A 25,105-nucleotide genomic window follows, 5' to 3' on the forward strand; every position below is an offset into this window, starting at 1 on the left:
CTTACCACCTCATCGTCGTTGGAACCGTGACGTCGACGTCACGGAAGTTACGGTACAGCAGCAGGATGATCCCGAGTCCGACGGCGACCTCGGCGGCCGCGAGGGCCATCGTGAACAGGGCAAAGACCTGTCCCGAGAGATTGCCGTGGTAGAACGCGAACGCGATCAGGTTGATGTTGGCCGCGTTCAGCATGAGCTCGACAGACATCAGGAACATCAGTGCGTTTCGACGCGTCAGGATACCGAACAGGCCAATGGCGAACAGCGCCATCGACAGGAGGACGTAGTGTTCGACGCCGACTGTCATCGGTCGTCACCTCCCGTTTCTGTCTGCGTTTCAGTCTCCGTCGCTGTCCCGGTCTCGGTCTCGGTGTCGTCGGCGCTGGCGGCTGCGGAGCCAGTCTCGGAGACACCGCCGTCAGTGGCGGCAGTCTGCTCGTCCTGTGCTGGGCCCGAAACCGGTCCGGGTCCGGCGTCCTGGGGCAGCGCCACGATCGGCTCGCCGTTCTCCTCACGCTTTGCGAGGACGACTGCACCGTCGAGTGCGGCGTCAAGCGCAAGCGCGATCAGCAAGAACGCAGCGAGGAACGCTTCCGTGTTCGGGATCGATCCGGCTTCGGACTGAAGCGGGTCGAGATCGAACATCGCATACCCCAGTTCGGACGTGATCGCAATCCCCTCCGGGAAGCCCTGTCCGTCACCGAAGCTCGTGTTGAGGGCGATCAACGCCATCAGCCCGAACAGGCCGATTGCGAGCACACCCGGGACCAGCGTGCGGCCGAGTCGAAGCCGCGGTCTGGTCGTCATGTCTGTACCACCTCATCCGTCTCCGAATCCGTCTCGTCTGCTGCGCTCTTGTGCTGGGTCAGCATCACGGCGAACGTGATGAGGATGAGGACCCCGCCGACGTAGACGAGAACCTGCATCATGGCGACGAACTCGGCCGCCTGCATCACGAAGTGTACCGCGATGCTCATCAGCGCGACGCCAAGCAGAAGCGCCGAGTGCCATGGGTCCTCGAGGAGGACCACACCCAGCCCGCTGGCGAGCGTGATGAACGCAAACAGCGTGAACGCGATCAGCTCGTATGTCATTGTTGTAATAGACTGCCCGTGCTCGGGGACGGGCGACCCAGACGGTTACTGGTAATCGACCTCCCCGTCTCCCTCGCCGATCCACGCGCCCCGATCCGGTTCGCGCGACTCGAGCGGGTCGATATCCTTGTACCACGGTACCGATTTCAGCTGCTCCTTGTTGTAGACCAGATCGTGTTTCGTATCGCCGGTGAACTCGAAGTTCTGGGTGAGCAGAATGGCGTCGACGGGACAGACTTCCTCACAGAGCCGACAGTAAATACACTGTCCGATGTGGAGGTTGTACTGCTCGCCGTTTCGCTTGTCGTCCATCACGATCTGAATCGTATCGTTCGGACAGACGTTCTCACACTGGCGACACCAGATACAGCGCTCCTGGCTGAACTTGTGGACGCCGCGGAACCGCGGCGAGACATCTGGTGCTGCCGTTGGATACTCGACCGTGAACGTCGAGCCGTCCAGTGCGTGTTTCATCGTCGTTGCCATCGATTTGAGTACGCCGATCATGCAATCACCCCTACAATTGCCGCAGTGAGTCCGAGATTCGCAAAGGAAAGGACGAGCAGTCCCTTCCAGCCAATCTCGATGAGCTGGTCGATCCGCACACGTGGCACCGCAGAGCGGAGCCACTGGGTCAGGAAGAACACACCCCAGATTTTGAGGATGAACCAGAAGATACCGAGTTCGTCCGGTCCTGGTCCGGCGGGTCCACCGAGGAAGATCGTCGCGATGATCGCACCACCGAGGAAGATGTGCAGGAACTCGCCCAGATAAACGAGGACGAAGTAGACCGAGGAGTACTCAGTCTGATACCCTGCAATGAGCTCTGCCGGCGCTTCGGGCATGTCGAACGGGTTGCGCCCGACTTCCGCGAAGTTCGCGATCAAGAACAGAACGAACGCGAACGGGTTCACCAGCGCGAACCACGCCGGCACCGCCCACTCGAGTCCGGGAATCGTGAACAGCGTTGTTTCGTTCTGGACGGCGACGATCTCGCTCATCTGTAGCGAGCCCGCAAACAGTACGACCGACATCCCGGTCACGACGAGCGGAATCTCGTATGCGACGTTCTGTGCGACTGCGCGCAGACCGCCGAGCAGTGAGTACTTGTTACCCGATGCGTAGCCGGCCATCACCAGGCCGATCGAGGCGATGCCAGCAACGGCGAAGACGAACGCCAGGCCGACCTCGGGGTCAGCAAGGTGGATCCCGCTGCCCATCGGGATGACGGCGAAGCCGAGCATGGCCGAGCCCGCGATCACGATCGGTGCGAGGTCGTAGGCCGGTCGGTCGACGTTCTCCGGAATGATGTTCTCCTTCGCGAGGAGACGAACCGAGTCGGCGATGATAATTCCGATCCCGCCGGGACCGAGGTGATTGACTGCAATTCGGTCCGTAAAGGAGGCGGTGATCTTTCGTTTCGCCCACGGTCCCGCGACGCCGGTCATCGCGAGAATTAAGTTCCCGACGATGAACGCGGCGACGAACGTCGCGAGCAACTCGCCGGCAAGCCCGAACTGACCCAGGCCGGTGAGTTCCGTGATGTGCTCCGGGAGCAACACTGGGTCACCGCCGTTTTGCAGCGGGAACGGACTAGCGGTCGCCCCGCTCATCGATCCACCTCCCCGAGAACGATGTCCAAGCTGCCCAGCGAGGCGATCAGGTCAGGAATATACTCCCCTTCAGACATCTCTTCTAAGGCCTGCAGGTTCGAGAAGCACGGACTCCGGATCTTGAATCGGCCGGGCTTGTCCGAGCCGTCCGAGCGGATGTAGATGCCGAGTTCGCCCTTCGCTCCCTCGACGGCGCGGTAGATCTCGGTGCCAGCATCCGGCTTCAACGTGCGCGGAACGTTCGCCTGTACGTCGCGCTCGTCTTCTGGCCAGTCCTCGAGCAGGTCGAGACACTGCTCGATGATCTTCGCGGATTCCTCGACCTCCTCCATCCGACAGAGGACGCGCGCGTAGTTGTCACAGCCGTCGCGCGTAATGACGTCCCAGTCGAGCTGCTCGTAGTAGCCGTAGGGATCGTCACGGCGCAGGTCGTAGTCGACGCCGGAGCCGCGTGCGACGGGGCCGGTACAGCCGTAGTCCTTGGCGACCTCGGTCTCCAGCACGCCGGTGTCGATACAGCGGGTCTGGAAGATTTCGTTCCCCGTGATGAGGTCGTTGTACTCGCCGACCTTCGTCGGGAGTTCGTTGAGGAACTCGCGGGTCTGCTCGAAGAACTCCTCGCGGGGTTCGGGCAGATCCCAGGCGACGCCGCCGACCCGGAAGTAGTTGAACATCATCCGCTGGCCCGTCAGGTCCTCCAGAATGTCCTGAATGACCTCGCGGTCGCGGAACGTGTACATGAACGTCGCGGTGAACTCGCCGTAGACGTCGAGTGCGAACGTCCCGAGCGCGAGCATGTGCGAGGCGATCCGGCACAGCTCCGACCCCATCGTCCGGATGATCTGTGCATACTCGGGAACCTCGATGTCCGCAAGGTCCTCGATCGCACGCGCGTACGCCCACTCGTTAAGCAGGCCCGCCGAGACGTAGTCCCAGCGGTCCGGGTAGGGCATGATCTGGTGACGGTAGGTGCCCTGCTCGCACATCTGCTCCTCACAGCGGTGGAGGTAGCCGATGTCCGGCTCGACGTCGGCGACCGTCTCCCCGTCTAACACCGTCTTGACGTGGAGCACGCCGTGAGTTGCCGGGTGGTGTGGCCCGATGTTCAAGAACATCGTATCCGACTCGGCGTCGCGGTGGTCCGGCTGAATCGGGTTCTGGTGCTCCGTCAGCGTGACGAGCTGGGGCTTTTCCTGATCGTAGTCCTTCGACAGGGGGTGGCCCTGCCACGTCTCCGGCAGGAGAATCCGTCGCAGATCAGGGTGATCCTCGTACTCGACGCCGACCAGATCGTACGCCTCCCGTTCGTGCCAGTCGGCCGTCCGGAACACCGGCTCGGCGCTCTGGCTCACCGGGTTGTCGACCGTCGTCGGGACGACAATGCTGACCTCGTCGGTCGGGTCAGCGAACTTCTTCATATGATAGATCGACTCGTATCGATCCTCGTACTGCTGAGCGGTAACACACGAGAGGTGGTCGTAGCCAGCCTCGTCGCGCAGATCCGAGAGCACGCTCTGTACGTCGTTCGGGTTGATGACGAAGCCCGGCGCGTTCAGGTGATCGTCGCGCGCGATGGCGCGCTCACCGAGCAGGGACTCGAGTGCAGCCTCATCAGTTTCGGACCCAGGTTCTGTGAGCTCTGCCTCGGGCTCTGTTTCGGGTTCGGTTCCCGTGCTCATGGTGAATCAGCCCAGTTGTAGCGCATGACGAGATCGTCATCGTCGATCTGGTCTGCGAGTTTCTGTACGAGTTCGTCCTTCGGGAGGTCGCCGAACTCCTCGAGTTCGTACGGTTTGACGACGACTGCCGAGGACTCGCCGTTCCTGATTCGCTCCTGGAGTTTGAGGACGCCATAGAGCAGTGCCTCCGGTCGCGGTGGGCAACCGGGGACGTGAATGTCGATGGGGATGATTTCCTCGGCACCCTTGACGACGTTGTAGCCTTCCTGGAACGGGCCGCCGGAGATCGTACAGGAGCCCATGCCGACAACGAACTTCGGTTCGGGCATCTGGTCGTAGACGCGCTTCATGCGCGGGCCGAACTTGGAGACGATCGTTCCGGGGACGATCATCACGTCGGCCTGTCGCGGCGAGGCACGGGGGACGCCGGCCCCGAATCGGTCCAGGTCGTGTTTGATCGCGTACGTGTGCATCATCTCGATGCTGCAGCAGGCGATCCCGAACTGGAGCATGAACATCGAGTTCCCGCGAACCCAGTTCATGAACTCGTCGAACTTCGTGAGGATGAACGGCGACGCGCCGAACGCCTCGCGAAGCTTGGAGTTGAAGCGGTCGTCGACACCCTCGCCGATTCGGGCGTCGCGGGTGTCCGTCGACGGCGCTGTGCTGTCGTAGATCGTTTGTCGTGGTTCGTCGCTACTCATGGTCGGTTATGCTCGGATTCTACCTGACGAGGTGTCTGTGCCCACTGGACCGCACCCTTTCGCCACGCCCACGCGAGTCCGACGAGGAGGATCGTGACGAAAAGCACCATTGGGCCGAGGATCTCGAGCAGCGAAACGGCGTCCGATTCGACGGCATCCAGGTACACGACCGCCCACGGAAACAGGAGGACGGTTTCAATATCGAAGATGAGGAACAGAAGCGCAACCATGTAGTACTGGATGTTGAACCGGACACGCGTGTCGCCGGTCGGGATCTCGCCACTCTCGTAGGTGGCACGTTTGCTCGTTTCGGGCACACTTGGGCGCAGAAGATACGATACCGCCATCATGCCGAGCGGTATCAGTACTCCCACGAGTGCAAGCGCCCCGATCGCTATCCAATCGTTCATCTCCGTAACGTTCGGGAGTTTAAACCGCATGCACATAAGGGTTGATTGTTCGTTTTCCGGCCCAACACGGGCCAAATAGAGAGATCAGGCAGAAACTTCCAGCCGAATAATTGCCGTAGACTTGCCGTACGCGTTCCCGGCGGAACATACCGCTACTCAGGAGTTCCATCGGCCGAGTAAGTGGTGAAAAATAGTGACGATCACGCCGTAGTACCGCCGGCGCACTGCGTGACGATGAGGAACCTATTCTGACTCCGACTCGTCGCGCTCGCGGAAGGCCGGCGTTCCGTTGTCGTGTAACTCGCGCGAAACGGCACCGACACCATCGCGCAGCTCTTCGTGATAGGCGACGAGTCGGTCGTGAACCTCGTCGTGCCGGCGTGCGAGAATCTGTGCCGCCGAGAGCGCGGCGTTGAAGGATTTGCCGGCATCTACGGCAACCAGCGGCGCACCCGCCGGCATCCCGATCACGCTGTCGACGGACTTCTCCTGAACTGGGACGCCGATCACGGGAAGCGGATACGCGATTGACGCCGTCATGTTCGGCAGATCCGCGGACTTCCCGCCCGCACCCGCGATGATGACCTCCAGCCCGCGCTCCTCCGCCGTCTCCGCGTAGGCCGTCATCAGATCAGGCGTGCGGTGGGCCGAGGTGACGTACGTCTCGAAGGTAAAGCGCTTGTCCGGTGGGTGCTCGTAGTCGGTCTGCTCTGCGAACTCGAGTTCGTCGACGAACGCGTCGTACGCGCCGGGGCGTTTCCCGCCGGTCATCATCGTCTCGAGGTCGGAATCGCTCCCCATCACGATTCCGACATCTGGTGTCTCGGCGTCGGGCCGGTCCTGGTCGGCCTCGGCGTACAGTCGATCGATCAGCTTGGAAACGGTCTCGCTCATACTCTCTCGTTTACTCACTCCGACGTGAACGTGACGGACTCCTCGAGTTCCCGAGCGGCCGTCAGCAACTCGGCGGTCGTCTCCTCGTCGCGACCCGACAGCGTGACGTGGCCCATCTTCCGCAGCGGACGGGCCTCGCGCTTGCCGTACCAGTGGAGGTTCGCACCCGGCGTCTCGAGAATCTGCTCGACGTTCTGGAGCGCTGCGGGCTGGGACTCCTCGACGTCGCCGAGCAGGTTCACCGACACCGTCGGCGACCGCAGCTCCGTGGCCGCGAGCGGCCAGCCGAGCACCGCACGAGCGTGCTGTTCGAACTGCGAACTCTGTGCGCCCTCGATCGTCCAGTGGCCGGAGTTGTGCGGACGTGGCGCGATTTCATTGAGCAGAATCTCACCATCCCTCTCTCGCGGATTCCTCTCGCTCGAATCTTCCGAGGCGCTACGCGCCTCGCTCGTCTCGAACAGTTCGATACCATAGACGCCGCGGCCCTCCATTACCTCGAGGACATCCGCAGCGACTTCGCGGGCGCGCTCCTCGACAGCGTCGGCCGAGCCCGCCGGCACGACCGTCTCTCGCAGAATCTCGTCCTCGTGAATGTTCTCCCCGATCGGGAACGTCGCGATTTCGTCGTCACCCTTGACGGCGATCACGGAAATCTCGCGCTCGAACTCGACGAACGCCTCGACCATCGCTGGCCCGGCGACGGACTCGAATGCATCCTCGGCTTCGTCGGCCGACTCGACGGGGACGTTACCACGGCCGTCGTAGCCGCCGGTACGCGCCTTGAGCATTACCGGCGCGCCGTAGTCGTCGATCGCTGCGCGGATATCGTCGGCGTCCTCGACCGCCCGGAACGGTGGGACCGGAACGCCGGCGGACTCGAGTTCCTGCTTCTGGACCAGTTTGTCGTGGATCGTCTCGAGTGTCTCTGGTTTCGGGTGAACCGGCGTACCGGAGTCCTCACTGACGCGTTCCAGGACGTCCTGATCCGCGAGTTCGATTTCGAACGTGAGCACGTCAGCGCGCGCGGCGAGTTCGCGGATACCTGCCTCGTCGGTGAAGCCGGCGACGATCTGATCGCGCGCTACGGGAGCCGCGGGGCAGTCCGCCGTGGGGTCGAGGACGATGACCTCGACGCCCAAGGGCGAGGCTGCCTCGGCGAGCATGCGCCCGAGCTGTCCACCACCGACGACGCCGATCGTTGGGCCTGGCGTCTGTAACGTCGTCATTGCGTGCTCGTTATCGGCGGTTCCGCTTAAGAATTTGCAAATTCGCGCACACAGTGCAGGTAGTTAGGCCTCTCGATACGCACCGATGTGAATACTTTCGAGGTTGCGCGGGACGTGTCGTCGATTCACAGCGCCGAGTTGCGGCGGGGCGACACGGTTTAGCTGCGCTCGTGTACCTCGAGTACCTTGCCCGCCGCAATCGTCTGGCCCATGTCCCGAATTGCGAAACTTCCCAGTTCGGGGATCTCGCTCGAGGGCTCGATACTGAGTGGCTTCTGCGGGCGAATCGTTACGACGGCAGCGTCACCCGACTGGATGTAGTCTGGGTCTTCGTCTGCGACCTCCCCACTCGAGGGATCCATCTTTCGGTCGATGGATTCGATCGTGCAGGCGACCTGTGCGGTGTGGGCGTGGAAGACCGGCGTGTACCCCGCAGTGATGACCGAGGGGTGTTGCATGACGACGATCTGGGCCTGGAACGTCTCGGCGACGCTCGGCGGGTCGTCTGCCGGACCGCAGACATCGCCCCGACGGATGTCGTCCTTGCCGATGCCGCGGACGTTGAAGCCGACGTTGTCGCCGGGTCTGGCCTCCGGGACTTCCTCGTGGTGCATCTCGATCGTCTTCACCTCGCCGCTGACATCGCTCGGCTGGAACGAGACGGAGTCACCGACGTTCATGATGCCGGTCTCGATTCGCCCGACAGGGACGGTTCCGATGCCTGAAATCGTGTAGACATCCTGAATTGGCAGCCGAAGCGGCGCGTCCGTCGGTGGCTCGGGCTCCGGAAGGGAGTTCAGCGCCTCGAGAATGATCTCGCCGTCGTACCAGTCCGTGTTCTCCGAGTGCTCGGCGACGTTGTCCCCCTCGAACGCCGAGACGGGGATGAACGAGGCATCTTCAGTGTTGAACTGGACCTGGTTGAGTAGCTGGGTGACTTCTTCGACGACTTCGTCGTACGTCGACTCCTTGTAGTCGACGATGTCCATCTTGTTGACGGCGACGATGAGCTCGTCGATACCGAGGGTCCGCGCCAGGAAGACGTGCTCTTGTGTCTGTGGTGCGACGCCGTCGTCCGCTGCGACAACGAGGACGGCGTGGTCCGCCTGACTCGCCCCAGTAATCATGTTCTTCACGAAGTCGCGGTGGCCCGGCGTGTCGACGATGGTGAAGTCGTACTCGTCGGTCGAGAACTCCTGATGGGCGATGTCAATTGTGACGCCGCGCTCGCGCTCCTCGGAAAGGTTGTCCATGACATAGGCGAACTCGAAGCCGCCTTTCCCCTTCTCCTCGGCTTCCTCGCGGTGCTGTTCGATGACGTGCTCGGGAATGCTCCCCGTCTCGTAGAGGAGTCGTCCAACGAGCGTGCTCTTGCCGTGGTCGACGTGGCCGATGATGGCCAGGTTTTGGTGTTGACTGTCTTCGCTCATAGTGATGTGTTCCCCTAGCAATGGTACTCGTGTTTATGCCTAAATCCTTGTTCTCCCTCGACTGAACCGTTCAGCATCCGAAATTGTCGGTTGCTGTGATGCGTTTGGGTGGAGCGTGCCGGTCGTCTCGGAACCACTTCCGTTGGTCCGGTGTATTCGCCAAGAACGGTACCTCTTTTAGGCGCGCTCACTTCGGCTCGCGTATGACCACGCTCGGACTGGTGGTCGCGGAGTTCAATCGACCGATCACCGAGCAGATGGAGCAAGAGGCCAAAGAAACAGCGCAAGCTGCGGGTGCGACGATCTACGACACCGTTAGCGTTCCTGGTGTCTACGACGCCCCACTCGCGGCGGACCGGCTCGCCCGACGCACGGACGTCGACGCCGTCGCTGTCATCGGCACCGTTATCACCGGCGATACCAACCACGACCAGGTTATCTCCGATGCGACCGCCCAGCAACTCGCAGACGTCAGTCTCGAGCGTGATACGCCGGTTACACTCGGCGTCACCGGCCCCGGCATGTCCGCGGCCGAAGCGCGCGAGCGCATCGAGAACGCGGGCAAGGCTGTCGACGGCGCGATCGACCTCGTCGACGAACTACCGGCTGCCGACCCGGATTCGACGACCGACTAGCGAGATTACCACTCACGACTCGCCACCAACCACCCACAATTACAACCAACCCAAATCCATGACCATGGAATTCACCGACCGCGTAACCCGAGTCGAACCGTCAGCAACCCTCGCCATCTCCGCGCTCGCAACTGAACTCGAGCAGGATGGTGCAGATGTCGTCGACCTCTCCGTCGGCGAACCCGACTTCCCGACGCCACAGAACATCGTCGACGCCGGCCAGGAGGCCATGGACGCCGGCCACACCGGCTACACCACCTCCGCTGGCATCCTTGAGCTCCGCAAGGCCATCTCCGAGAAGCTCGCAGCCGACGGCCTCGACCACGGCCCAGAAGAGATCATCGTCACACCCGGCGCGAAGCAGGCGCTCTACGAGATCATCCAGGCGCTCATCCAGGATGGCGACGAAGTCGCACTGCTTGATCCCGCATGGGTCTCCTACGAGGCGATGGTCAAGATGGCCGGCGGCGACCTCACCCGCGTCGACCTCTCCGAGACGGACTTCCAGCTTGAGCCCGCACTCGACGACCTCGAAGCCGCCGTCTCCGATGAGACCGAACTGCTGATCGTCAACTCGCCGTCGAACCCGACCGGTGCCGTCTACACTGACGCCGCACTCGAGGGCGTCCGTGATCTGGCCGTCGAACACGACATCACCGTCATCTCGGACGAGATCTACAAGGAAATCACCTACGGCGTCGAGCCGACGAGCCTGGGGACACTCGAGGGCATGGCCGAGCGCACGGTCACCGTCAACGGCTTCTCGAAGGCTTACTCGATGACCGGCTGGCGGCTCGGTTACTTCGCTGGCCCGGAAGAACTGATCGACCAGGCCGGCAAACTCCACAGCCACTCGGTCTCCTCGGCCGTCAACTTCGTCCAGCACGCCGGTGTGGAAGCGCTAGAGAACACCGACGACGCAGTCGCCGACATGGTCGAAGCCTTCGGCGAGCGCCGCGAACTCGTCATCGACCTGCTCGACGACCACGGCGTCGACGTCGCAGTTCCGGACGGCGCGTTCTACATGATGCTCCCCGTAGCAGACGACGATCAGGCCTGGTGTGAAGGTGCGATCGAGGACGCCCACGTCGCGACGGTCCCCGGCAGCGCCTTTGGAACCCCCGGCTACGCGCGAATCTCCTACGCCGCGAGCGAGGAGCGACTCGAGGAAGGTATCGAGCGGCTGGCTGAGGAAGGCTACCTGTAACGTACCGCTCACCGCTCGCGCCATTTGCTGCCGTTCGAACACTGCATAGTGGTGGTTCCTCGAGTTTATACGTGATAGCGCGGCCAAACGCGGCATGGACTGCCCAACCTGCGGGAACTCGCTCAGTACCGAACAGGGAATACGCCAGCACCATACAAAGGTACACAGCGAGCCACTCCCGAATCGAACCTGCACGGGGTGTGAGACGGAGTTTTACGATCCAAAGGCGCGCAGATCGTACTGCGACGACTGCAACCCGAACGCCGGCTCGAACAACGGCAACTGGCGCGACGCGAAAGAGACACGACGTGCACCAACTGTGACGCGGACTTTTCGTACTACTCCTCCTCGAAGAAGGGCGTGTTCTGCCCCGACTGCGTCGCGGACGCAGACGGATTGCTCCCGGAGAACTACGCCGAAACCGTCGACCGAGTGACGGTCGCGTGTCGCGCCTGTGATGCGCCCCTCTCCGTTCGACCCGCCGCACGCGAGTCGCAAGAACGTGGATTCTTCTGTACACTCGAGTGCTATGGTACGTGGCTCTCTGACAACGTCGTCGGACCGGCCCATCACCAGTGGGAGGGTGGACCGATCACGTATGGACAGGAGTGGTGGGCGGTTCGCCGGCGTGCACTCGAGCGAGACGACTACACGTGTCAACACTGTGGTGTCGACGCGGACGAACTCAGTCGGAATTCAGACGTGCATCATCTGGAGCCGGTTCGATCGTTTGACGAGCCTGCAGAGGCGCATCGGCTGAAGAACGTGGTGTCGCTCTGCCGACCGTGCCACAGACACGCAGAGGAGGGGACGATATCGGTCCGTCCTCGAGACAAAAAGTAACACTATTGTGTAACGGCGCGCTATCCAGCGAGTGACGTGCGGAGTCCCGTGGTGGTGAGCGGTTCCAACGGAACCGCGATCCGCATGGGGCTTCGAACGGAGTGAGAAGTCCCGTGGTGCTGAGCAGTTCCAACGGAACTGCGAAGTACACGGGGTGACGAGTGAACGATGGAGTCCCGTGGTGTAGTGGCCAATCATCTGAGCCTTTGGACGTGTCCGGTTACGGCCGTCACGGAAGTGAGCTCAGGACGGCGGTTCGAATCCGCCCGGGACTATTTCTGTCGCGAGCAAACCCGCGAGTGACGAATACGTCCAGCGGATTCGAGCCCAGCAGACGAGAGGATTCGAGTCTGCGCGGTTCGAATCCGCCCGGGGCCATGACAGACGGTCATACTATTATCACAACATAGTGTTACTTACCAACGATACGCCCGTTGACTCCCCTACTCTATTTCTGCCCCTATTCAAATGATGGAATAGATATAAATCAACGACGCTCTCGAGTGGCCACTCTCGACACCGATCGCTACACAACGAAACCTGCGATGAGACGGTCTGACAGTCAACTCTCTCGTGACGGACAGACGAACGACTCAAACGAGCGAACGGTGAGCAGCCGCCGAACTCGCGTCTCGAACACAGATGTTCCGGACTATGTTTCCGACTAACACGGTCCGATAATGGATTTATTCGGTTTCCCATCACGCATTTCCATACACTATTGATTATAATAGAGGGTGTATGCTTCCTGTAGGAGGAATGATAACATGAGGGTGATAGGCGGTCGAGGGGGCCTTTCGAACGTGACGATGGAACAGTGGTTCGGGGTGTTGATTCTCTCGGGACTGGGAGTACTGGTGCTTGACCTCGTACGTCGCGTCGTTTTCGGCGACCTCACGGTCGACACGCTCTCGGTTTTCGTGTGGCGTGGGTTCGTCGACGGCTTGATCATCGCGCTTGCCGCTGTCGGGTTGTCGATGACATACGCGATCCTCAAGTTCGCGAACTTTTCGCAGGGTGATCTCGTCACGACCGGCGCGTTCGCGGGCTGGACCGCCGCGTACGTCGTCGCGGGGATCGGCGTGGCCGACTTCGGATCGACGATTCTGCTGAACGCGGACCGCGGAACCTCTGCCCGTGAACTCGGCATGCACCTGTTCGGGGCACCGGTCGCGATCTTCGTCGGCCTGATCGTCGCAGCTCTCGCGACGATCCTCGTCGCCCTCGCGTTCGATCGACTCGTCTATAGGCGCATGCGAACCGCCGGCGGAATACCGCTGTTGATCGCGAGTATCGGCGTCGCGCTAGTGCTCCGATACCTCGTCGTGTTCTTCTACGGTGAACACACGCGCGGCGTGACCAGAAGTTCGCCGACGGTCGATCATGCGCTCGTTTTCTGGACCGACTCGCTGCACGTCCACCAGGCGACCCTCATCGTGGTGGGAATCGGGCTAATGGTCGCGCTCCACGTGCTGTTGCAGTACACCAAACTCGGGACATCTATGCGGGCGATGGCCGACAACCGGGACCTCGCGCTGATCACCGGTATTCCGACCGAGCGAGTGATCCTGCTGACCTGGATTCTCGGCGCGGGACTGACCGGTGTCGCTGGTTACCTGATCGTCCTCGAGCAGGAGACGCTCAGTTTCAATACCGGCTGGTTCTTGCTGCTGTTGATCTTCTCAGCAGTCATCCTCGGCGGTATTGGGTCTATCTACGGTGCGATCGCCGGCGGGCTGATCATCGGGTTGGCAACGAACGTATCGCTGGTCTGGATCCCGGGCGATCTGACCGAGGTCGCCGCGTTCACGCTCATGATCCTGATTCTCATCTTCAGACCGTCCGGCCTCTTCGGTGGGGTGGAGACAGCATGAGCCGCGACGTACCCGTTCGGTGCGACGGGGGTAATGACTCCGAGAGCCGCGATGAAGAGCGGGCGAACGGTCCCACCAATTTCCTCTTGAACGGCAACGCCCGTCCTCGCTGGCTGAACGATATCCTGATCATCGGCAAGGCCACAGTCGTGGTGTACGGCGTTTTCATCGGACTCGGCCTCGCGGCCGGCCTCGACATGAACGGGATCGTCAGTACCCTCCAGCAGGTGACGTTGCTGGCGGCGTCGTTCGCGCTGGTCGTCCTGGCGCTCAACCTGCACTGGGGGTACACCGGACTGTTCAATATCGGCGTCGCCGGGTTCATGGCCGTCGGTGCGTACACGATGGCGCTGGTGACCGCCGCACCCGACGCCACCTTCCCTGGTCTCGGGCTGCCGCTCTGGGTCGGCGTCCTCGCGGGACTCGTCGCGTCCGCACTCGTCGGATTCCTGGTTGCGCTGCCGGCATTGCGCCTCCGGGCGGACTACTTCGCGATCGTCACCCTGGCCGCTGCGGAGGTGATCCGACTGGTGTTTAACTCGAGTGCGCTCCACGAGTTCTCGGTGCTCGGCGTCGAACTCGGAACCGGCGGCGGGCAGGGAATGTCCTTTCCGAACCTACGAAATACGGTCTCGCGGGAGTTGCTGTACGTCGGTGGCGATCCGACTGCGGGCCCGACGCTGTTCGGCCGACCGTTCATGGCGGTCGGCGATCGTCTCGAGTTGAGCCCCTCGGTCGTCGAGGGGTGGGTGTACACCGTCGTTCTCGTGGCGTTGGTTGCGTTCGCGTTCGTCGTCATCACCCGGATCGGAAACTCCCCGTTCGGCAGGATGCTGAAAGCCATCAGAGAGGACGAACTCGTGGCGCGTTCGCTGGGAAAGAACACCGATCGAGTGAAGATCAAGGTGTTCATGCTCGGCTGCGTGTTCATGGGACTTGCGGGGATCGTCTGGCAGGGTCGTCGCGGATACATCGACCCGAATCTCTTCCTCCCAATCATCACGTTCTACATCTTCATCGCATTGATCATCGGCGGTTCGGGCTCGAACACTGGGAGCGTCGTCGGTGCGTTCCTGTTCGCCGGGCTCCTCTTCGAGGGCCCGCCGTTCGTCCAGCGCATCGTGGACGCCACCTTCGATCTGCCGCATCCGCCGACGGTGTACGATGGCGCAGTCGCGCTCGGCGACCTCGACCCGATGCCGCTGCTTGGGTACGCGGTGGGTGAACTCCCGAATCTCCGATTCGTCCTCTTCGGCGCGGTGCTGATCGCACTGATGATCTACCGTCCCGATGGCATCCTCGGTCACCGGAACGAGCCGGCGTCGCCGATCGATCTGACGAAAGAACGGGCACCACGGGAGCGCGAACACGCGGTCGCAGACGGAGGTGAGGAAGATGAGTGACGCCACGACCGAAGAGGAAGAACGAGAACGCGGACAGGAACGGGAACGGACGGAACAGGCGATGCTTCACGTCTCGAACCTCGAGAAGCGATTCGGTGGCATCGTCGCGGTCGACGGCGTCAGTTTCGAGGTCGAGCGCGAGACGATAACAGGACTTATCGGTCCGAACGGGGCCGGCAAGTCGACGGCGTTCAATCTGATCACCGGCGTGTACGCGCCGGATGCCGGCAGCGTCTACTTCCGGGGCGAAAACGTGACCGAGTTACGCCCCCACCAGCTGGTGGATCGCGGGCTGGTTCGGACCTTCCAGATCAGCCGGGAACTCGCGGGAATGACGGTACTCGAGAACGTGCTGCTGGCGTTCGACGAGCAGCGCGGTGAATCGCTCTGGCGGCCGGTCGTCCCCGGCGCTCGTCGAGCGGTCGTCCGCCAGGAGCGCGAACTGATCGATCGCGCGTGGGAGATCCTTGAACTGTTCGAACTCGACCACCTCGCCCACGAGGACGCGGCGAACCTTTCGGGCGGCCAGCGGAAGCTGCTCGAACTCTGCCGAGCACTCCTGACGGAGCCGACGTTGCTCTTGCTCGACGAGCCGATGGCGGGCGTCAACCCGACGCTCGAGAAGAAGCTCCTCGCTCGCCTTCACGAACTCCGAGAGCAGGGGTACACCTTCCTCATCGTCGAACACGACATGGACATCATCATGAACAACTGCGAGACGGTGATCGTCATGCATCAGGGACAGGTGCTCGCTCGCGGGCCACCCGAAGCGATACAGGAGGACGAACGTGTCATCGACGCCTACCTCGGAGGGGAGCTCTGATGCTCACCGCCGACGACTTAGACGCCGGTTACGGCGACCTACAGGTCCTTTCTGAGGTGGTGTTGACCGTCGAAGAGAAGGAGTACGTGGTGGGTCAGGGAGAGAATCGGTACGAGGGAAGCGGCGACGCGCTGCTCGCCAACGAACAGGTGCGACAGGACTTTATAGGTGGATGGGTGCGACGAGCTATCCGAAGCAAGTGAGGTTCCGAAAATCGGGTGATCGAAGCTGCCTGTCGAGCTCGAACGACTTACTCCTCGAAGTCGATCTGGTCGACCACCTCGAGTTCGAAGTCGCCGAACTCGAAGATGTCGTAGGTGACCGCCTGCATGTCGCCGTTGTCGTCGAACTCGACGGTACTCGAGGCACCCTGGTAGGTGATCTCCTCGCCGGCGGCGACGCGTTCGACGGCTTCGGGAAAGTTCGCCGGGCCGACGGTCTCGCCGTTCGGGTTCGCGACGGCCCGCATCTCGTCACGGACGGCGACGCCGTCGTTGGTACCGGCACGGACGTTCGCAAGAATCATAACGGCGCTGGCGTCGTACGCGTGGGCGTTGAAGACACCCGGACTTCGCCCGAACTCGGCGTCGTAGCTCTCGGTGAACGCGTCGACCTCCGGGCCGTCAGCTGCCGGAGCAGTCCCCAGCACGTTGTCCATCGGGTTGTCGACGCTTTCGGGGAGGTCGTCCTCGATCAACCCGTCGGTCACGATAACGGGCAGATCGGGATCGAAGCCCGCGTAGAAGTCACGGAAGATCTGAATGCCGCTGACGGGGAACGCGATCACCAGCAGGAAGTCAGGATCGTCGGCGAGCACGCTCTCGAGGATGGAGGTGTACGACGGCTGCTCCGGTTCGAACGCTTCCGTGCCCGTGATCTCCCCGCCGAGTTCTTCGAACCTGTTTTCGAAGACGGTCGAGAGTGCAACGCCGTAGGCATCGTTCAGGTGCAGCGACGCGCCCTGTCCCCAGTCCCGTTCCTCGAACGCGAGTTCCGCGATGACATCGCCCTGTAACGCGTCGCTCGGTGCCGTCCGGAAGACGAAGTCGTCGTCCGCGAGGTCCGTGATGTCCGGACTCGTGCTCGCAGGCGAACACATGACGACCTGGTTCGGAATCGCGACCTCCTGTGCGACCGGGATCGTCACGTCGGACGCCGCTGCGCCGGTAAACATCGGGTAGCCGGCGTCGACGAGCGACTGTGCGGCGCTGATCCCCGCTTCGGAGAGCGTCTGACTGTCTTCGCGCTGCACGTCGACCGTGAACTCGCTTCCGGCGTCCGCGAGTTCTCGACCCGGGAGTTCTGCCCCGTCTGCGATCGGGGTACCCAGCTCGCCGAGATCTCCTGATTCCGGCTGCAGGATCCCCAACATCACCTCGCGCTCTTGCATACCCCGATGTGCGCCAAGCTGCCCCGTAAGCGACAGCGCACCCACACCACCGATACCCGTTAGTACACCGCGTCGGTTGATTCGAGCCATGGAAGTCGTGACACGGCGAGTGTAAAAGCTATCACACTTCGTTCTAGAAGTGAGGCGGGGATTGTTGACGGCCCGACAAAAGTAAGTAATCATTGACAGGCTTACCGGCGTGACGCAACGTCCGAATCGGATGCCCATCGAGAAGAAGGCCGCGACGAACGGTGTAAGGCGAATACGATGGCTGACAGCCCGCGGTTAGCGAACGCTATCGGTGAAACCAATGACACGTTTCGTGGCGGAGAATCCAACCACCATTGCTTGCGAATCCCGATATTTCGTCCCTTGAGTGGATCAGAACGGGTTCGGTGGCACGACGGCGATAGAGCGGACGAGTTGAGAGCGAGCGCGCAGACGGTTGCAAGGTGCGCCACGTTTCGTGGCGGGTCCTCGGGTGATCATCGACTGCGCGCACGGGGACCGAAAGTCGAGAGTCTTATCCGACGGGAGCCCCGAATACGGAGGGGTTATGAAAGACTTACGTACGGGGTTGAGTTACGGGGACGTGCTCCTTGTCCCGAATCGCTCACCGGTCGACAGTCGCAGCGATGTCGATCTGTCGACGCAACTGACGCCATCGATCGAACTCGAGACGCCGCTGGTCTCCGCGGCGATGGACACTGTCACGGAGTCCGAGTTAGCGATCGAACTCTCAAGAGCCGGCAGCATCGGCGTGCTGCACCGCTTTCTCACGCCGGAACAGCAAGCCAGCCAGGTCGAAGACGTCGCCGCGGCCGGCGAGCAGGTCGCCGCAGCGGTGGGGATCAACGAGGACTACGTCGACCGCAGCGCGGAGCTGGTCGAGGCGGGCGTCGACGCGCTCGTCGTCGACGTCGCCCACGGGCACTTAGAGCGGACGATCGAGGCCGTCGAGACGCTGAGCGTGGAGTTTCCCGAGACCGATCTCGTCGCGGGCAACGTCGCGACACCCGAGGGGGTCACGGATCTCGCGGCGGCCGGCGCGGACTGTGTCAAGGTCGGGATCGGTCCCGGTTCACACTGCACGACGCGGAAGGTGGCCGGCGCGGGCGTGCCGCAGTTGACCGCCGTGGACGACTGTGCGGACGCTGCCGAGGATCTCGAGGTTACCATCTGTGCCGACGGCGGCATCCGCACGTCGGGTGACGCGGTGAAGGCGCTGATGGCGGGCGCGGACACCGTCATGTTGGGGAGCCTCTTCGCCGGTACCGAGGAAGCCCCCGGTGCAGTGGTCGAGGTCGAAGGAACCAAGTACAAGCGCTCGCGCGGGATGGCGACGACGACCGCTGCCGAGAAGCGCGACGACAAGGAGAAGAACGTCCGTGCCGACGAGGGTGTCGAGGCGCTGACGCCGTACAAGGGGCCGGTCGCCGACGTCGTCGAAGAGTTCTGTGCCGGCATCCAGTCGGGCCTTTCCTACTGTGGCGGGCACACGATCCCGGCCGCTCGAGGGAAGGCCGAGTTTATCCGCGTCGCGCCCAGCGCGAAGGAACGCGAGGGGTACCACGCGGATCAGGACTGGGAAGGTGTCAGCGTAGATAGCGAAGCGGTGTCGGCCGACGCGTCCGATGGTGCTGCCCTCGAGAGCGACGACTGACGTCGCACGGCGGCGAGAACTGTCCGCCAGCAGCACGGGACCGAACGAGTGTTCGGTGATCTCGATTCCCGACGAACTGGAGACGGCGGTAATTGCGGGGTGGTGATTGAGTTCCTCATGAATCTGTCGAAGGGCTTCGTGAGCCGATTGACGTGAATCGTGGCCGCCGTCGAAAGCGTACCTCTCCTAGCCGTGAACGCGGCGGTCTAGCTCGACGTACTCGCTGTACTTGTCAATCGTATCATCAATGACGGAGAAATAAGAGAGAGGTGATGGCCAGTACCAATCGCTGGCGTCCGTGATGAGTTACCTTTGTCACCTCCGATGTCTCAGTTTCCGACGGATTTGTTGGACGGTCCCTTTCGACACCCACTGATACGAACAGCCGTACAACGACTGCCAACACGTTCGACCAGATACTGAAGTTCGTCGAAAAAGTCCAAATATCCATCTAGTGCCGTTTGATGGTGAACACGGGCCTGATAGAATTATACCACTGTGTCAACTAGACATGGTATGGAACAGCCATACAAACGCTTCGTCGTGATGGCTGGCAGCGCCGCGGTCGCTGCTGCCGTATTGACCATCATCATCACCCCACCGTCTGCAGTCGCAGCGATGTTCTCGTTCGTGTCGATCATGCTGGCGGTGCTCGCGCTCTCGTACGTCGTCGGATCGTTCAGAGCTCCGAGTGGTGCGGTCGCAACGACTGGTGGGAGTAGAAGTGGCGGTCCTGGCTCCAGAACGACTGCTGGCACTGGCGGCGTAGATGGCGGTCCGGCGGATCAGGGGCTGAGCGAGCGCCAGCAAGCAGACACTGCTGCCGCACGCGTAGATGCCGACGAGTTCAGGTGGCTCGTCCGCGAGGGAATCGGCGTGGCGATCGCCTCGATGTTCGGGTTACTCCTGCTCGTTCTGTTCCTCCTCGAGGAGACGGCAGTCGTGCAGGGGTCCGAAACGGCCGTCGGCGAGTGGACAGCCTGGCTCGTGCTGGCGGTGCTCGCGCTCGTGTTGCTTCTGGTCGGGCTATGGAGCTGGCGCGGTCGCGAGCAATAGTTCACCACCCGTTTCCTCCTGTCACTGCCTCCGACCGTGTGGTTGGTCACAGGGGTAGCGATGCATAAACGAGCGTGAAATAGCGAAAGCGAATCAGTCGATCAGCAAACTGCTGCTCGGGACCATCGCGTTGCGTGGGCTCGTTGGGCTTGTCTCTGTACCTCCCGGCGTCGATCGGATGGCAGTCGGCACAGTTTTTCGGCGTCTGTGCGTGAGCGATCCGCTGACGGTTTAACAAACCGATAATGAAGAGTCTCGTCTGCTTTTCGCCGACCAAGACACGTGCACGGACAGCTCGGACAGCGACTGCAGTCGGCCAGCGCGGCCGGCTGCTGTCGTCGCCGAACCACCACCTCAGAAACCTACGAATAATACGATGAGTCGGACGTCCCGCAGCGACGAGACAGTATCGAACACAAACGAACCTCCCACGAGAGCCGATGGCGGGCCGGGTTCGAAGTCGGTATCGGCGAGTTCGCTCGACACCCTCGTCATTGGAATCGATGCGGGCTGTCTGCCGGTCTTCGAACGGCTCTTCGAGGAAGATCGCATCCCGACGATCGAACGTCTCTGTACCGACGGGCTCACCGCACCACTCGAGTCCCAGATTCCACCGTGGACGCCGAGCGCCTGGCCATCGGTCTACACTGGCCAGAACCCCGGCAAACACGGCGCGATCGGCTTCGTCGGCTACGACGGCTACGACTGGCACGTTACCAGCAACGACGACGTCGAAGCCCATCCGCTGTGGACCCTGCTCGACCAGCAGGGGCACTCGAGTATCGTGGTTAACGCGCCGGTCACGCACCCGCCGGACGAGTTCGACGGGGCGGTGATCCCTGGCTTCCTCGGGCCGGAGGATCCGCCGTGTCACCCTGTGGAACTGCTCGACGACGTGCGCGACGAAATCGGCGAGTACCGGGTGTACCCAAACTACACCCGTGATGACGACTCGGTGCCCGACTCTGAGAAGATCGCCGAGTACCAGCGGCTGGTTCGGATGCGCGGAGACGCGTTCCGCTATCTCGCGGAGAAGTACGACCCTGACTTTGGCTTTCTGCAGTTCCAGAAGACGGACACGGTATTCCACGAGTTTGCGGGCGCTGAGGACAAGGTCAACGCGGTCTACGAGGCGACCGACGAGACGATTGCGGAGGTACTCGACGAATGTGACCCAGACCGCGTGTTCCTCGTGAGCGACCACGGCATGGGACCCTACGAGGGCTACGAGTTCCGGCTCAACGAGTTCCTACGCGACGAGGGGTTCCTGGAAACGACTACGGGCGGGAAGGGGATGCCCTCCTGGACACCGATGCGGCGACGACTCCGCGAGGGCGAGGAGTACGACACCTGGGAGCCAGGCACAGTCGCCCGCGTGGCCTCTGTCGCCGCACAGTTCGGCATTACCGCCAGCCGGGTTCGGACGGTACTCGAGCGCGTCGGCCTCGCGGAACTGGCGATCAAGTACGCGCCGAGTGGCGTCTCCCGGACGGCCAACGAGCAGGTGGACTTCGGCGAGTCGAAGGCTTACGTTCGCGCCCGGACGGAACTCGGTGTCCGAATCAATCTCGAGGGTCGCGAGCCGATGGGTGTTGTTCCGCCCGATGAGTACGACGACCTCCGCGAGGAGCTCATGGAGACGCTGCGTGGCGTCGAGACGCCGGATGGCGAGCCGTTCTTCGAGACGGTCGTGCCCCGCGAGGAGTACTTCCACGGTGAGAACGTCGAGGAGACGGTCGACATCGTGACGATTCCGGCCGACTTCGAACACGCTCTCTCGGAGCAGTTCCGCGAGGATGCAGACGACTACTTTGGGCCGGTCGAGCCCTGGAACCACAAGCTCGACGGGATCTTCGTCGCCGCGGGAGAGGGGATCGACGAGACGGCTGCGGTCGATCGGGCGCACCTCTTCGACGTTGCGCCGACCGTGCTGGCTGCGATGGGGGTACCCTACAGCGAACGGATGGACGGCGAGGTTGTCCCTGTTGTCGAGCCGACCGAGGCGATCGAGTATCCTGCCTACGGTGGCGTCGGAACCATGGACCGAGAGCGAGACGGGTCGGATGAGGCAGGAGATCGGGGACGGGTTGACGAAGGAGAACACGAACGCGAACGCAAGCGGTCCGAAGCTGACGACGACGTCACGGAGCGACTCGCGGACCTGGGCTACATGAACTGACAACCCAGATCGACAGTCACAGCCGCTGAAACGGCTTACGTACACGATAAGTATGGGGTCGGGAAATCGAAATGAGGTCGAACTGAGAGCGCCATGGGGTTCATCGCAGAGATACACGTTGCCCACGACGAACTCGTGCTCGCGCCGACGATCGGTCATCATCCGGAGGTGACGATCAGGTACGAGTACGAGGTCGAAACTGCGGAGACGATGACGTACTTCGTCTCGGTCTTTACTGACGAGTACGAGCACCTCAAGGCGACGATGGAGGCGGACCCCACGATTTCGGATCCTGCCTGTATCGCGACGTTCGAGACCCGCGCGATCTACCGCGTTCGCGTCGAGACGGACCGCCACCTTGTCCCCGAGCGCTGTGCAGAACAAGGACTGTTCGTCTTTACAATTACGAGCGGCGACGGCGGCTGGGATGCCCGTGTTCACTTCCCGAATCGGGAGACGCTAGCCGCGTTCCGTGAGTACTGCCGCGAACGGGGGATGACGTTCCGAGTGAATCAGCTCTACGAATCCTCAGCATCAGACGACGGCACCTACTTTTTGACCGAACAACAACACGAAATCCTCTCGATGGCGTACTACGCGGGCTACTACGACATCCCGCGTGGTGTCACACAGGACGACCTCGCCGAACAGCTCGACATCACCGATTCGGCAGTCTCACAGCGCCTGCGCCGTGCAGTTGCCGAGCTAATCGGAGCGACACTCGATGACGAGCGAACGCCTGACGAGTATCGGTGATCGGTGATCGGTGGTCAGTGATCGGCAATTGGCAATCGGTAATTCGCTGGCATCTCGCGACTCCGTTCGAATCCGCTTCATCAGCGGTTGAGGCGAACACTCCGACCCTGAGGCCGACATTGTTGACTATCGGTCGGTATGGGTCTCGCTGCGGTCCTGTTGTAGTCGGCTTTGCCATCCGTCCTGGGTACACCAGTAGCGGCCAGTGTTTCCCACGCAGAACTGGGTTGGTGCCTCTTTTTTCTTCCTTCCGCAATCTGTTCTCGTTCGACCCGCGGTCAATACGAAATTACCGCCCTTACTAGACTTCTAAGCCGGATCGCCAGAACCCGGCTGCACTCGTCTTGTGTGGTCTTTTCATGCAGATTTCAATACGTGCAACCGTTGCAATTCGTACAGCAAGGGGAGATCGGTTCTCAGGAAGTTGTCGTATCGAACTTAAAGGCTTGCTATCCGAATCCATAGATACTGGACCCAGAGATCATTCAAAGAAAAGTGACTATCAATGTCGGAACGAAGTGGCATGCGGAACGCGGTACATGGGGACAGATGCGACGAAACGGGCACACCGAACGCTGACACGGATTCGACAACTGGCACGTCTGCTGGGGATGGGAACCTGAACGGGACTGAAGCCAGGAGTGAGAATCCATCAACGCGATCGCGACGAACCTTCCTCCAGGGCGCATCGATCGCTGGTATTGCAGCACTCGGCCTTGGGGCAGCCGCAACGAGTTCTGCAACTGCCGTCCACGAAAACGGCGAGGACTTCGACAACGTCGTCAACATGGTCGACGCCGGCGCGGACCCGACCGGACAGGAGTCGATCACACCCGTACTCGAGAGCGTCCGTGCTGACAACACCATGTTGCTCTTCCCGGAAGGAGAGTACTACATCGACGAACAGTTCCGGTTTACCGGGTTCGAGAAGTTTGGCATCGTTGGGGACGGTGCCACGCTCGTCCCGGCGAACTATCACGACTTCGATGGGCCGCAGTTCCGCCTGTTTCGGCTCGGCGTCTCGTACAACCCGGGCGGCCACCTTCTCTTCGAGGGCTTCGATGTCGACCAGACGGCACCCGACACGGGGATACGAGTCATCGAGGCGACGGCCGCGAATCACCTCGAAGTGCGTGACGTGACGATTCACGGCGAGCACGACAGCGGGACGTGGGGACCAGGGATGTTCGCCATGGCGGACCCGAACGGCGAGGGAATCGTCGAACGCTTCCGTGCACCTGACGGCGGCGTACACGCGGATCGGACGCCGAACGCGGGCAACATTTGGCGCGGCCCGATCGGCATCGAGGCCAACACCAACGTCGGCCACATCGAGTTCAAAGACTGCGAACTCGGCGGCTTCCCAGATAACGGCCTGTACGCAATCAACGAGGAGGGCTCCGTCTCCGTCAACGGCGGCGAGTTCCGCAACAGCAACGGCGCGAACGTCCGCCTCGGGGGACAGGGAAGCACCGTCCGCGACGCGACCATCGAGATCGACCGAACGCGCTCGTACGATAACAGCCAGCGCGCGGTTCGCCTCGAGAACGGCGACGAACTCCACGTCGATAACGTGGATATCTCGATCACGTCGACACAGCCAACCAGCCACGCCATTTCGGTGATGAACACCTGTCACTCCTCGCGCATCGAGAACACGTCGATCGAGATCAGTGGCGACCAGGTGAACCACGGCATCGTCGTCTCACCGGACGCCGGCTACACGCACGTCTACGGCGGCGACATCGTCCACGAAGCGGCCGGTGGCTACCCGTTCTGGATCCGCGACAGCGACAAGGACGACCGAGTGCTCGTCGAACTGCTCGACATCTCGGGTGAGGCCGGCGTCACCCGTTCGGGCTTCCGTGACGGTATCCGCTGTGGTCGAAACGGCTGTCGGTTCAGCAACGTCTCCGTCGACCAGCCCGGTCGCAACGGTGTCGACCGGAACGGGATCTACCTCGCCGGCGATGACACCACCCTCTATCGCTGTTCCTTCCAGGCCAGCCAGTACCCCTACATCGACAACGGGAACGGCAACCACCTCCGGAACTCGACGGCCGAATCACACAACCCGAATCTCGAAGGCGTTCGCCTCTACCCGGGCATCGACGGCCCCGAATTCAGAGTGAACGAGATTACAAACGGTATCGACGACCTCGGCGCGAGCAACGTGCTGACCTGGCGAAACACGATCGTCTGACGCCGAGAACCAGAATTTAG

23 protein-coding genes, 1 tRNA gene and 1 pseudogene are annotated in these 25,105 nt (G+C 61.9%); 13 read left to right on the forward strand and 12 right to left on the reverse strand.

What is annotated here, in order from left to right; all coding sequences use genetic code 11:
- Position 1 precedes the first annotated feature (1 nt).
- The 11 genes from nuoK to tuf form a co-directional block, all read right to left on the reverse strand.
- On the reverse strand, positions 2-307 hold the full coding sequence (gene nuoK, locus C482_RS09115; protein ID WP_004215987.1) for an NADH-quinone oxidoreductase subunit NuoK: 306 nt from the start codon (positions 305-307) through the stop codon (positions 2-4).
- Positions 304-807, reverse strand: coding sequence for a hypothetical protein (locus C482_RS09120; protein WP_006167277.1), 504 nt, complete (start codon positions 805-807; stop codon positions 304-306). Before C482_RS09120 ends, nuoK begins: the two co-directional genes overlap by 4 nt.
- Positions 804-1,094 carry an NADH-quinone oxidoreductase subunit J gene (locus C482_RS09125; protein ID WP_006167278.1) on the reverse strand — a complete coding sequence of 97 codons (291 nt, stop codon included), beginning with the start codon at positions 1,092-1,094 and terminating at the stop codon, positions 804-806. Before C482_RS09125 ends, C482_RS09120 begins: the two co-directional genes overlap by 4 nt.
- Before the next feature lie 45 nt (positions 1,095-1,139).
- The gene (locus tag C482_RS09130) at positions 1,140-1,601 is read right to left on the reverse strand and encodes a NuoI/complex I 23 kDa subunit family protein (RefSeq protein WP_004215981.1); all 462 of its coding nucleotides are present in this window, start codon (positions 1,599-1,601) and stop codon (positions 1,140-1,142) included.
- Positions 1,598-2,707 carry a complex I subunit 1/NuoH family protein gene (locus tag C482_RS09135; protein ID WP_006167279.1) on the reverse strand — a complete coding sequence of 370 codons (1,110 nt, stop codon included), beginning with the start codon at positions 2,705-2,707 and terminating at the stop codon, positions 1,598-1,600. Before C482_RS09135 ends, C482_RS09130 begins: the two co-directional genes overlap by 4 nt.
- A complete protein-coding gene (locus tag C482_RS09140) occupies positions 2,704-4,386 on the reverse strand; it encodes an NADH-quinone oxidoreductase subunit D (RefSeq protein ID WP_006167280.1) in 1,683 nt (560 codons plus the stop codon). Before C482_RS09140 ends, C482_RS09135 begins: the two co-directional genes overlap by 4 nt.
- A complete protein-coding gene (locus tag C482_RS09145; RefSeq protein WP_006167281.1) occupies positions 4,383-5,090 on the reverse strand; it encodes an NADH-quinone oxidoreductase subunit B in 708 nt (235 codons plus the stop codon). Before C482_RS09145 ends, C482_RS09140 begins: the two co-directional genes overlap by 4 nt.
- Entirely contained in the window at positions 5,087-5,500 is a 414-nt protein-coding gene (locus C482_RS09150; protein WP_004215977.1) for an NADH-quinone oxidoreductase subunit A, read from the reverse strand. Before C482_RS09150 ends, C482_RS09145 begins: the two co-directional genes overlap by 4 nt.
- Before the next feature lie 243 nt (positions 5,501-5,743).
- The gene (locus C482_RS09155; protein WP_006167282.1) at positions 5,744-6,394 is read right to left on the reverse strand and encodes an AIR carboxylase family protein; all 651 of its coding nucleotides are present in this window, start codon (positions 6,392-6,394) and stop codon (positions 5,744-5,746) included.
- A gap of 14 nt (positions 6,395-6,408) precedes the next feature.
- Positions 6,409-7,665, reverse strand: coding sequence for a 5-(carboxyamino)imidazole ribonucleotide synthase (locus C482_RS09160; RefSeq protein ID WP_275039625.1), 1,257 nt, complete (start codon positions 7,663-7,665; stop codon positions 6,409-6,411).
- Positions 7,666-7,781: 116 nt separating this feature from the next.
- Complete coding sequence (gene tuf / locus C482_RS09165; RefSeq protein ID WP_006167284.1) at positions 7,782-9,053, reverse strand: translation elongation factor EF-1 subunit alpha; 1,272 nt, start codon at positions 9,051-9,053, stop codon at positions 7,782-7,784.
- A 203-nt stretch (positions 9,054-9,256) separates the two neighbouring features.
- On the opposite strand from tuf, the gene ribH reads away from it, so the two are divergent.
- The 8 genes and pseudogenes from ribH (at position 9,257) to C482_RS21630 (ending at position 16,041) form a co-directional block, all read left to right on the forward strand.
- The gene (gene ribH / locus C482_RS09170; RefSeq protein WP_006167285.1) at positions 9,257-9,688 is read left to right on the forward strand and encodes a 6,7-dimethyl-8-ribityllumazine synthase; all 432 of its coding nucleotides are present in this window, start codon (positions 9,257-9,259) and stop codon (positions 9,686-9,688) included.
- A gap of 58 nt (positions 9,689-9,746) precedes the next feature.
- Positions 9,747-10,895, forward strand: coding sequence for a pyridoxal phosphate-dependent aminotransferase (locus C482_RS09175; protein WP_006167286.1), 1,149 nt, complete (start codon positions 9,747-9,749; stop codon positions 10,893-10,895).
- A gap of 94 nt (positions 10,896-10,989) precedes the next feature.
- Positions 10,990-11,738, forward strand: a pseudogene (locus C482_RS09180) (HNH endonuclease).
- Positions 11,739-11,910: 172 nt separating this feature from the next.
- A tRNA-Gln gene (locus C482_RS09185) sits at positions 11,911-12,013 on the forward strand.
- A 534-nt stretch (positions 12,014-12,547) separates the two neighbouring features.
- Positions 12,548-13,612 carry a branched-chain amino acid ABC transporter permease gene (locus tag C482_RS09190; RefSeq protein WP_006167287.1) on the forward strand — a complete coding sequence of 355 codons (1,065 nt, stop codon included), beginning with the start codon at positions 12,548-12,550 and terminating at the stop codon, positions 13,610-13,612.
- A complete protein-coding gene (locus tag C482_RS09195) occupies positions 13,609-15,015 on the forward strand; it encodes a branched-chain amino acid ABC transporter permease (protein WP_006167288.1) in 1,407 nt (468 codons plus the stop codon). The genes C482_RS09190 and C482_RS09195 overlap by 4 nt, the downstream gene beginning before the upstream one ends.
- On the forward strand, positions 15,008-15,838 hold the full coding sequence (locus C482_RS09200; protein WP_006167289.1) for an ABC transporter ATP-binding protein: 831 nt from the start codon (positions 15,008-15,010) through the stop codon (positions 15,836-15,838). The genes C482_RS09195 and C482_RS09200 overlap by 8 nt, the downstream gene beginning before the upstream one ends.
- Positions 15,838-16,041, forward strand: coding sequence for a hypothetical protein (locus tag C482_RS21630; protein ID WP_006167290.1), 204 nt, complete (start codon positions 15,838-15,840; stop codon positions 16,039-16,041). Before C482_RS09200 ends, C482_RS21630 begins: the two co-directional genes overlap by 1 nt.
- A gap of 47 nt (positions 16,042-16,088) precedes the next feature.
- Here the strand turns inward: C482_RS21630 and C482_RS09210 are convergent, their stop codons facing one another.
- Positions 16,089-17,318 carry an ABC transporter substrate-binding protein gene (locus C482_RS09210; RefSeq protein ID WP_006167291.1) on the reverse strand — a complete coding sequence of 410 codons (1,230 nt, stop codon included), beginning with the start codon at positions 17,316-17,318 and terminating at the stop codon, positions 16,089-16,091.
- 466 nt (positions 17,319-17,784) lie between these two features.
- Here C482_RS09210 and C482_RS09215 point away from each other — a divergent pair, with 466 nt between their 5' ends.
- The 5 genes from C482_RS09215 (at position 17,785) to C482_RS09235 (ending at position 25,085) form a co-directional block, all read left to right on the forward strand.
- On the forward strand, positions 17,785-18,891 hold the full coding sequence (locus C482_RS09215; protein WP_006167292.1) for a guanosine monophosphate reductase: 1,107 nt from the start codon (positions 17,785-17,787) through the stop codon (positions 18,889-18,891).
- 516 nt (positions 18,892-19,407) lie between these two features.
- Positions 19,408-19,947, forward strand: coding sequence for a hypothetical protein (locus C482_RS09220; RefSeq protein ID WP_006167293.1), 540 nt, complete (start codon positions 19,408-19,410; stop codon positions 19,945-19,947).
- Positions 19,948-20,323: 376 nt separating this feature from the next.
- Positions 20,324-22,126 (forward strand): alkaline phosphatase family protein, encoded by a 1,803-nt coding sequence (locus C482_RS09225; protein WP_006167294.1) that lies wholly within the window; start codon positions 20,324-20,326, stop codon positions 22,124-22,126.
- A 93-nt stretch (positions 22,127-22,219) separates the two neighbouring features.
- Positions 22,220-22,882, forward strand: coding sequence for a helix-turn-helix domain-containing protein (locus C482_RS09230; protein WP_006167296.1), 663 nt, complete (start codon positions 22,220-22,222; stop codon positions 22,880-22,882).
- Between the two features lie 523 nt (positions 22,883-23,405).
- Entirely contained in the window at positions 23,406-25,085 is a 1,680-nt protein-coding gene (locus tag C482_RS09235) for a hypothetical protein (RefSeq protein ID WP_006167297.1), read from the forward strand.
- The last annotated feature ends 20 nt before the right edge of the window (positions 25,086-25,105 follow it).

The organism is Natrialba chahannaoensis JCM 10990, assembly GCF_000337135.1.
GTDB classification, from domain to species: domain Archaea; phylum Halobacteriota; class Halobacteria; order Halobacteriales; family Natrialbaceae; genus Natrialba; species Natrialba chahannaoensis.

Coding starts and splice junctions, on each gene's coding strand:
- nuoK (WP_004215987.1), bottom strand. CDS start 307: ATGACAGTCGGCGTCGAACACTACGTCCTCCTGTCGATGGCGCTGTTC.
- C482_RS09120 (WP_006167277.1), bottom strand. CDS start 807: ATGACGACCAGACCGCGGCTTCGACTCGGCCGCACGCTGGTCCCGGGT.
- C482_RS09125 (WP_006167278.1), bottom strand. CDS start 1,094: ATGACATACGAGCTGATCGCGTTCACGCTGTTTGCGTTCATCACGCTC.
- C482_RS09130 (WP_004215981.1), bottom strand. CDS start 1,601: ATGATCGGCGTACTCAAATCGATGGCAACGACGATGAAACACGCACTG.
- C482_RS09135 (WP_006167279.1), bottom strand. CDS start 2,707: ATGAGCGGGGCGACCGCTAGTCCGTTCCCGCTGCAAAACGGCGGTGAC.
- C482_RS09140 (WP_006167280.1), bottom strand. CDS start 4,386: ATGAGCACGGGAACCGAACCCGAAACAGAGCCCGAGGCAGAGCTCACA.
- C482_RS09145 (WP_006167281.1), bottom strand. CDS start 5,090: ATGAGTAGCGACGAACCACGACAAACGATCTACGACAGCACAGCGCCG.
- C482_RS09150 (WP_004215977.1), bottom strand. CDS start 5,500: ATGAACGATTGGATAGCGATCGGGGCGCTTGCACTCGTGGGAGTACTG.
- C482_RS09155 (WP_006167282.1), bottom strand. CDS start 6,394: ATGAGCGAGACCGTTTCCAAGCTGATCGATCGACTGTACGCCGAGGCC.
- tuf (WP_006167284.1), bottom strand. CDS start 9,053: ATGAGCGAAGACAGTCAACACCAAAACCTGGCCATCATCGGCCACGTC.
- ribH (WP_006167285.1), top strand. CDS start 9,257: ATGACCACGCTCGGACTGGTGGTCGCGGAGTTCAATCGACCGATCACC.
- C482_RS09175 (WP_006167286.1), top strand. CDS start 9,747: ATGACCATGGAATTCACCGACCGCGTAACCCGAGTCGAACCGTCAGCA.
- C482_RS09190 (WP_006167287.1), top strand. CDS start 12,548: ATGGAACAGTGGTTCGGGGTGTTGATTCTCTCGGGACTGGGAGTACTG.
- C482_RS09195 (WP_006167288.1), top strand. CDS start 13,609: ATGAGCCGCGACGTACCCGTTCGGTGCGACGGGGGTAATGACTCCGAG.
- C482_RS09200 (WP_006167289.1), top strand. CDS start 15,008: ATGAGTGACGCCACGACCGAAGAGGAAGAACGAGAACGCGGACAGGAA.
- C482_RS21630 (WP_006167290.1), top strand. CDS start 15,838: ATGCTCACCGCCGACGACTTAGACGCCGGTTACGGCGACCTACAGGTC.
- C482_RS09210 (WP_006167291.1), bottom strand. CDS start 17,318: ATGGCTCGAATCAACCGACGCGGTGTACTAACGGGTATCGGTGGTGTG.
- C482_RS09215 (WP_006167292.1), top strand. CDS start 17,785: ATGAAAGACTTACGTACGGGGTTGAGTTACGGGGACGTGCTCCTTGTC.
- C482_RS09220 (WP_006167293.1), top strand. CDS start 19,408: ATGGAACAGCCATACAAACGCTTCGTCGTGATGGCTGGCAGCGCCGCG.
- C482_RS09225 (WP_006167294.1), top strand. CDS start 20,324: ATGAGTCGGACGTCCCGCAGCGACGAGACAGTATCGAACACAAACGAA.
- C482_RS09230 (WP_006167296.1), top strand. CDS start 22,220: ATGGGGTTCATCGCAGAGATACACGTTGCCCACGACGAACTCGTGCTC.
- C482_RS09235 (WP_006167297.1), top strand. CDS start 23,406: ATGCGGAACGCGGTACATGGGGACAGATGCGACGAAACGGGCACACCG.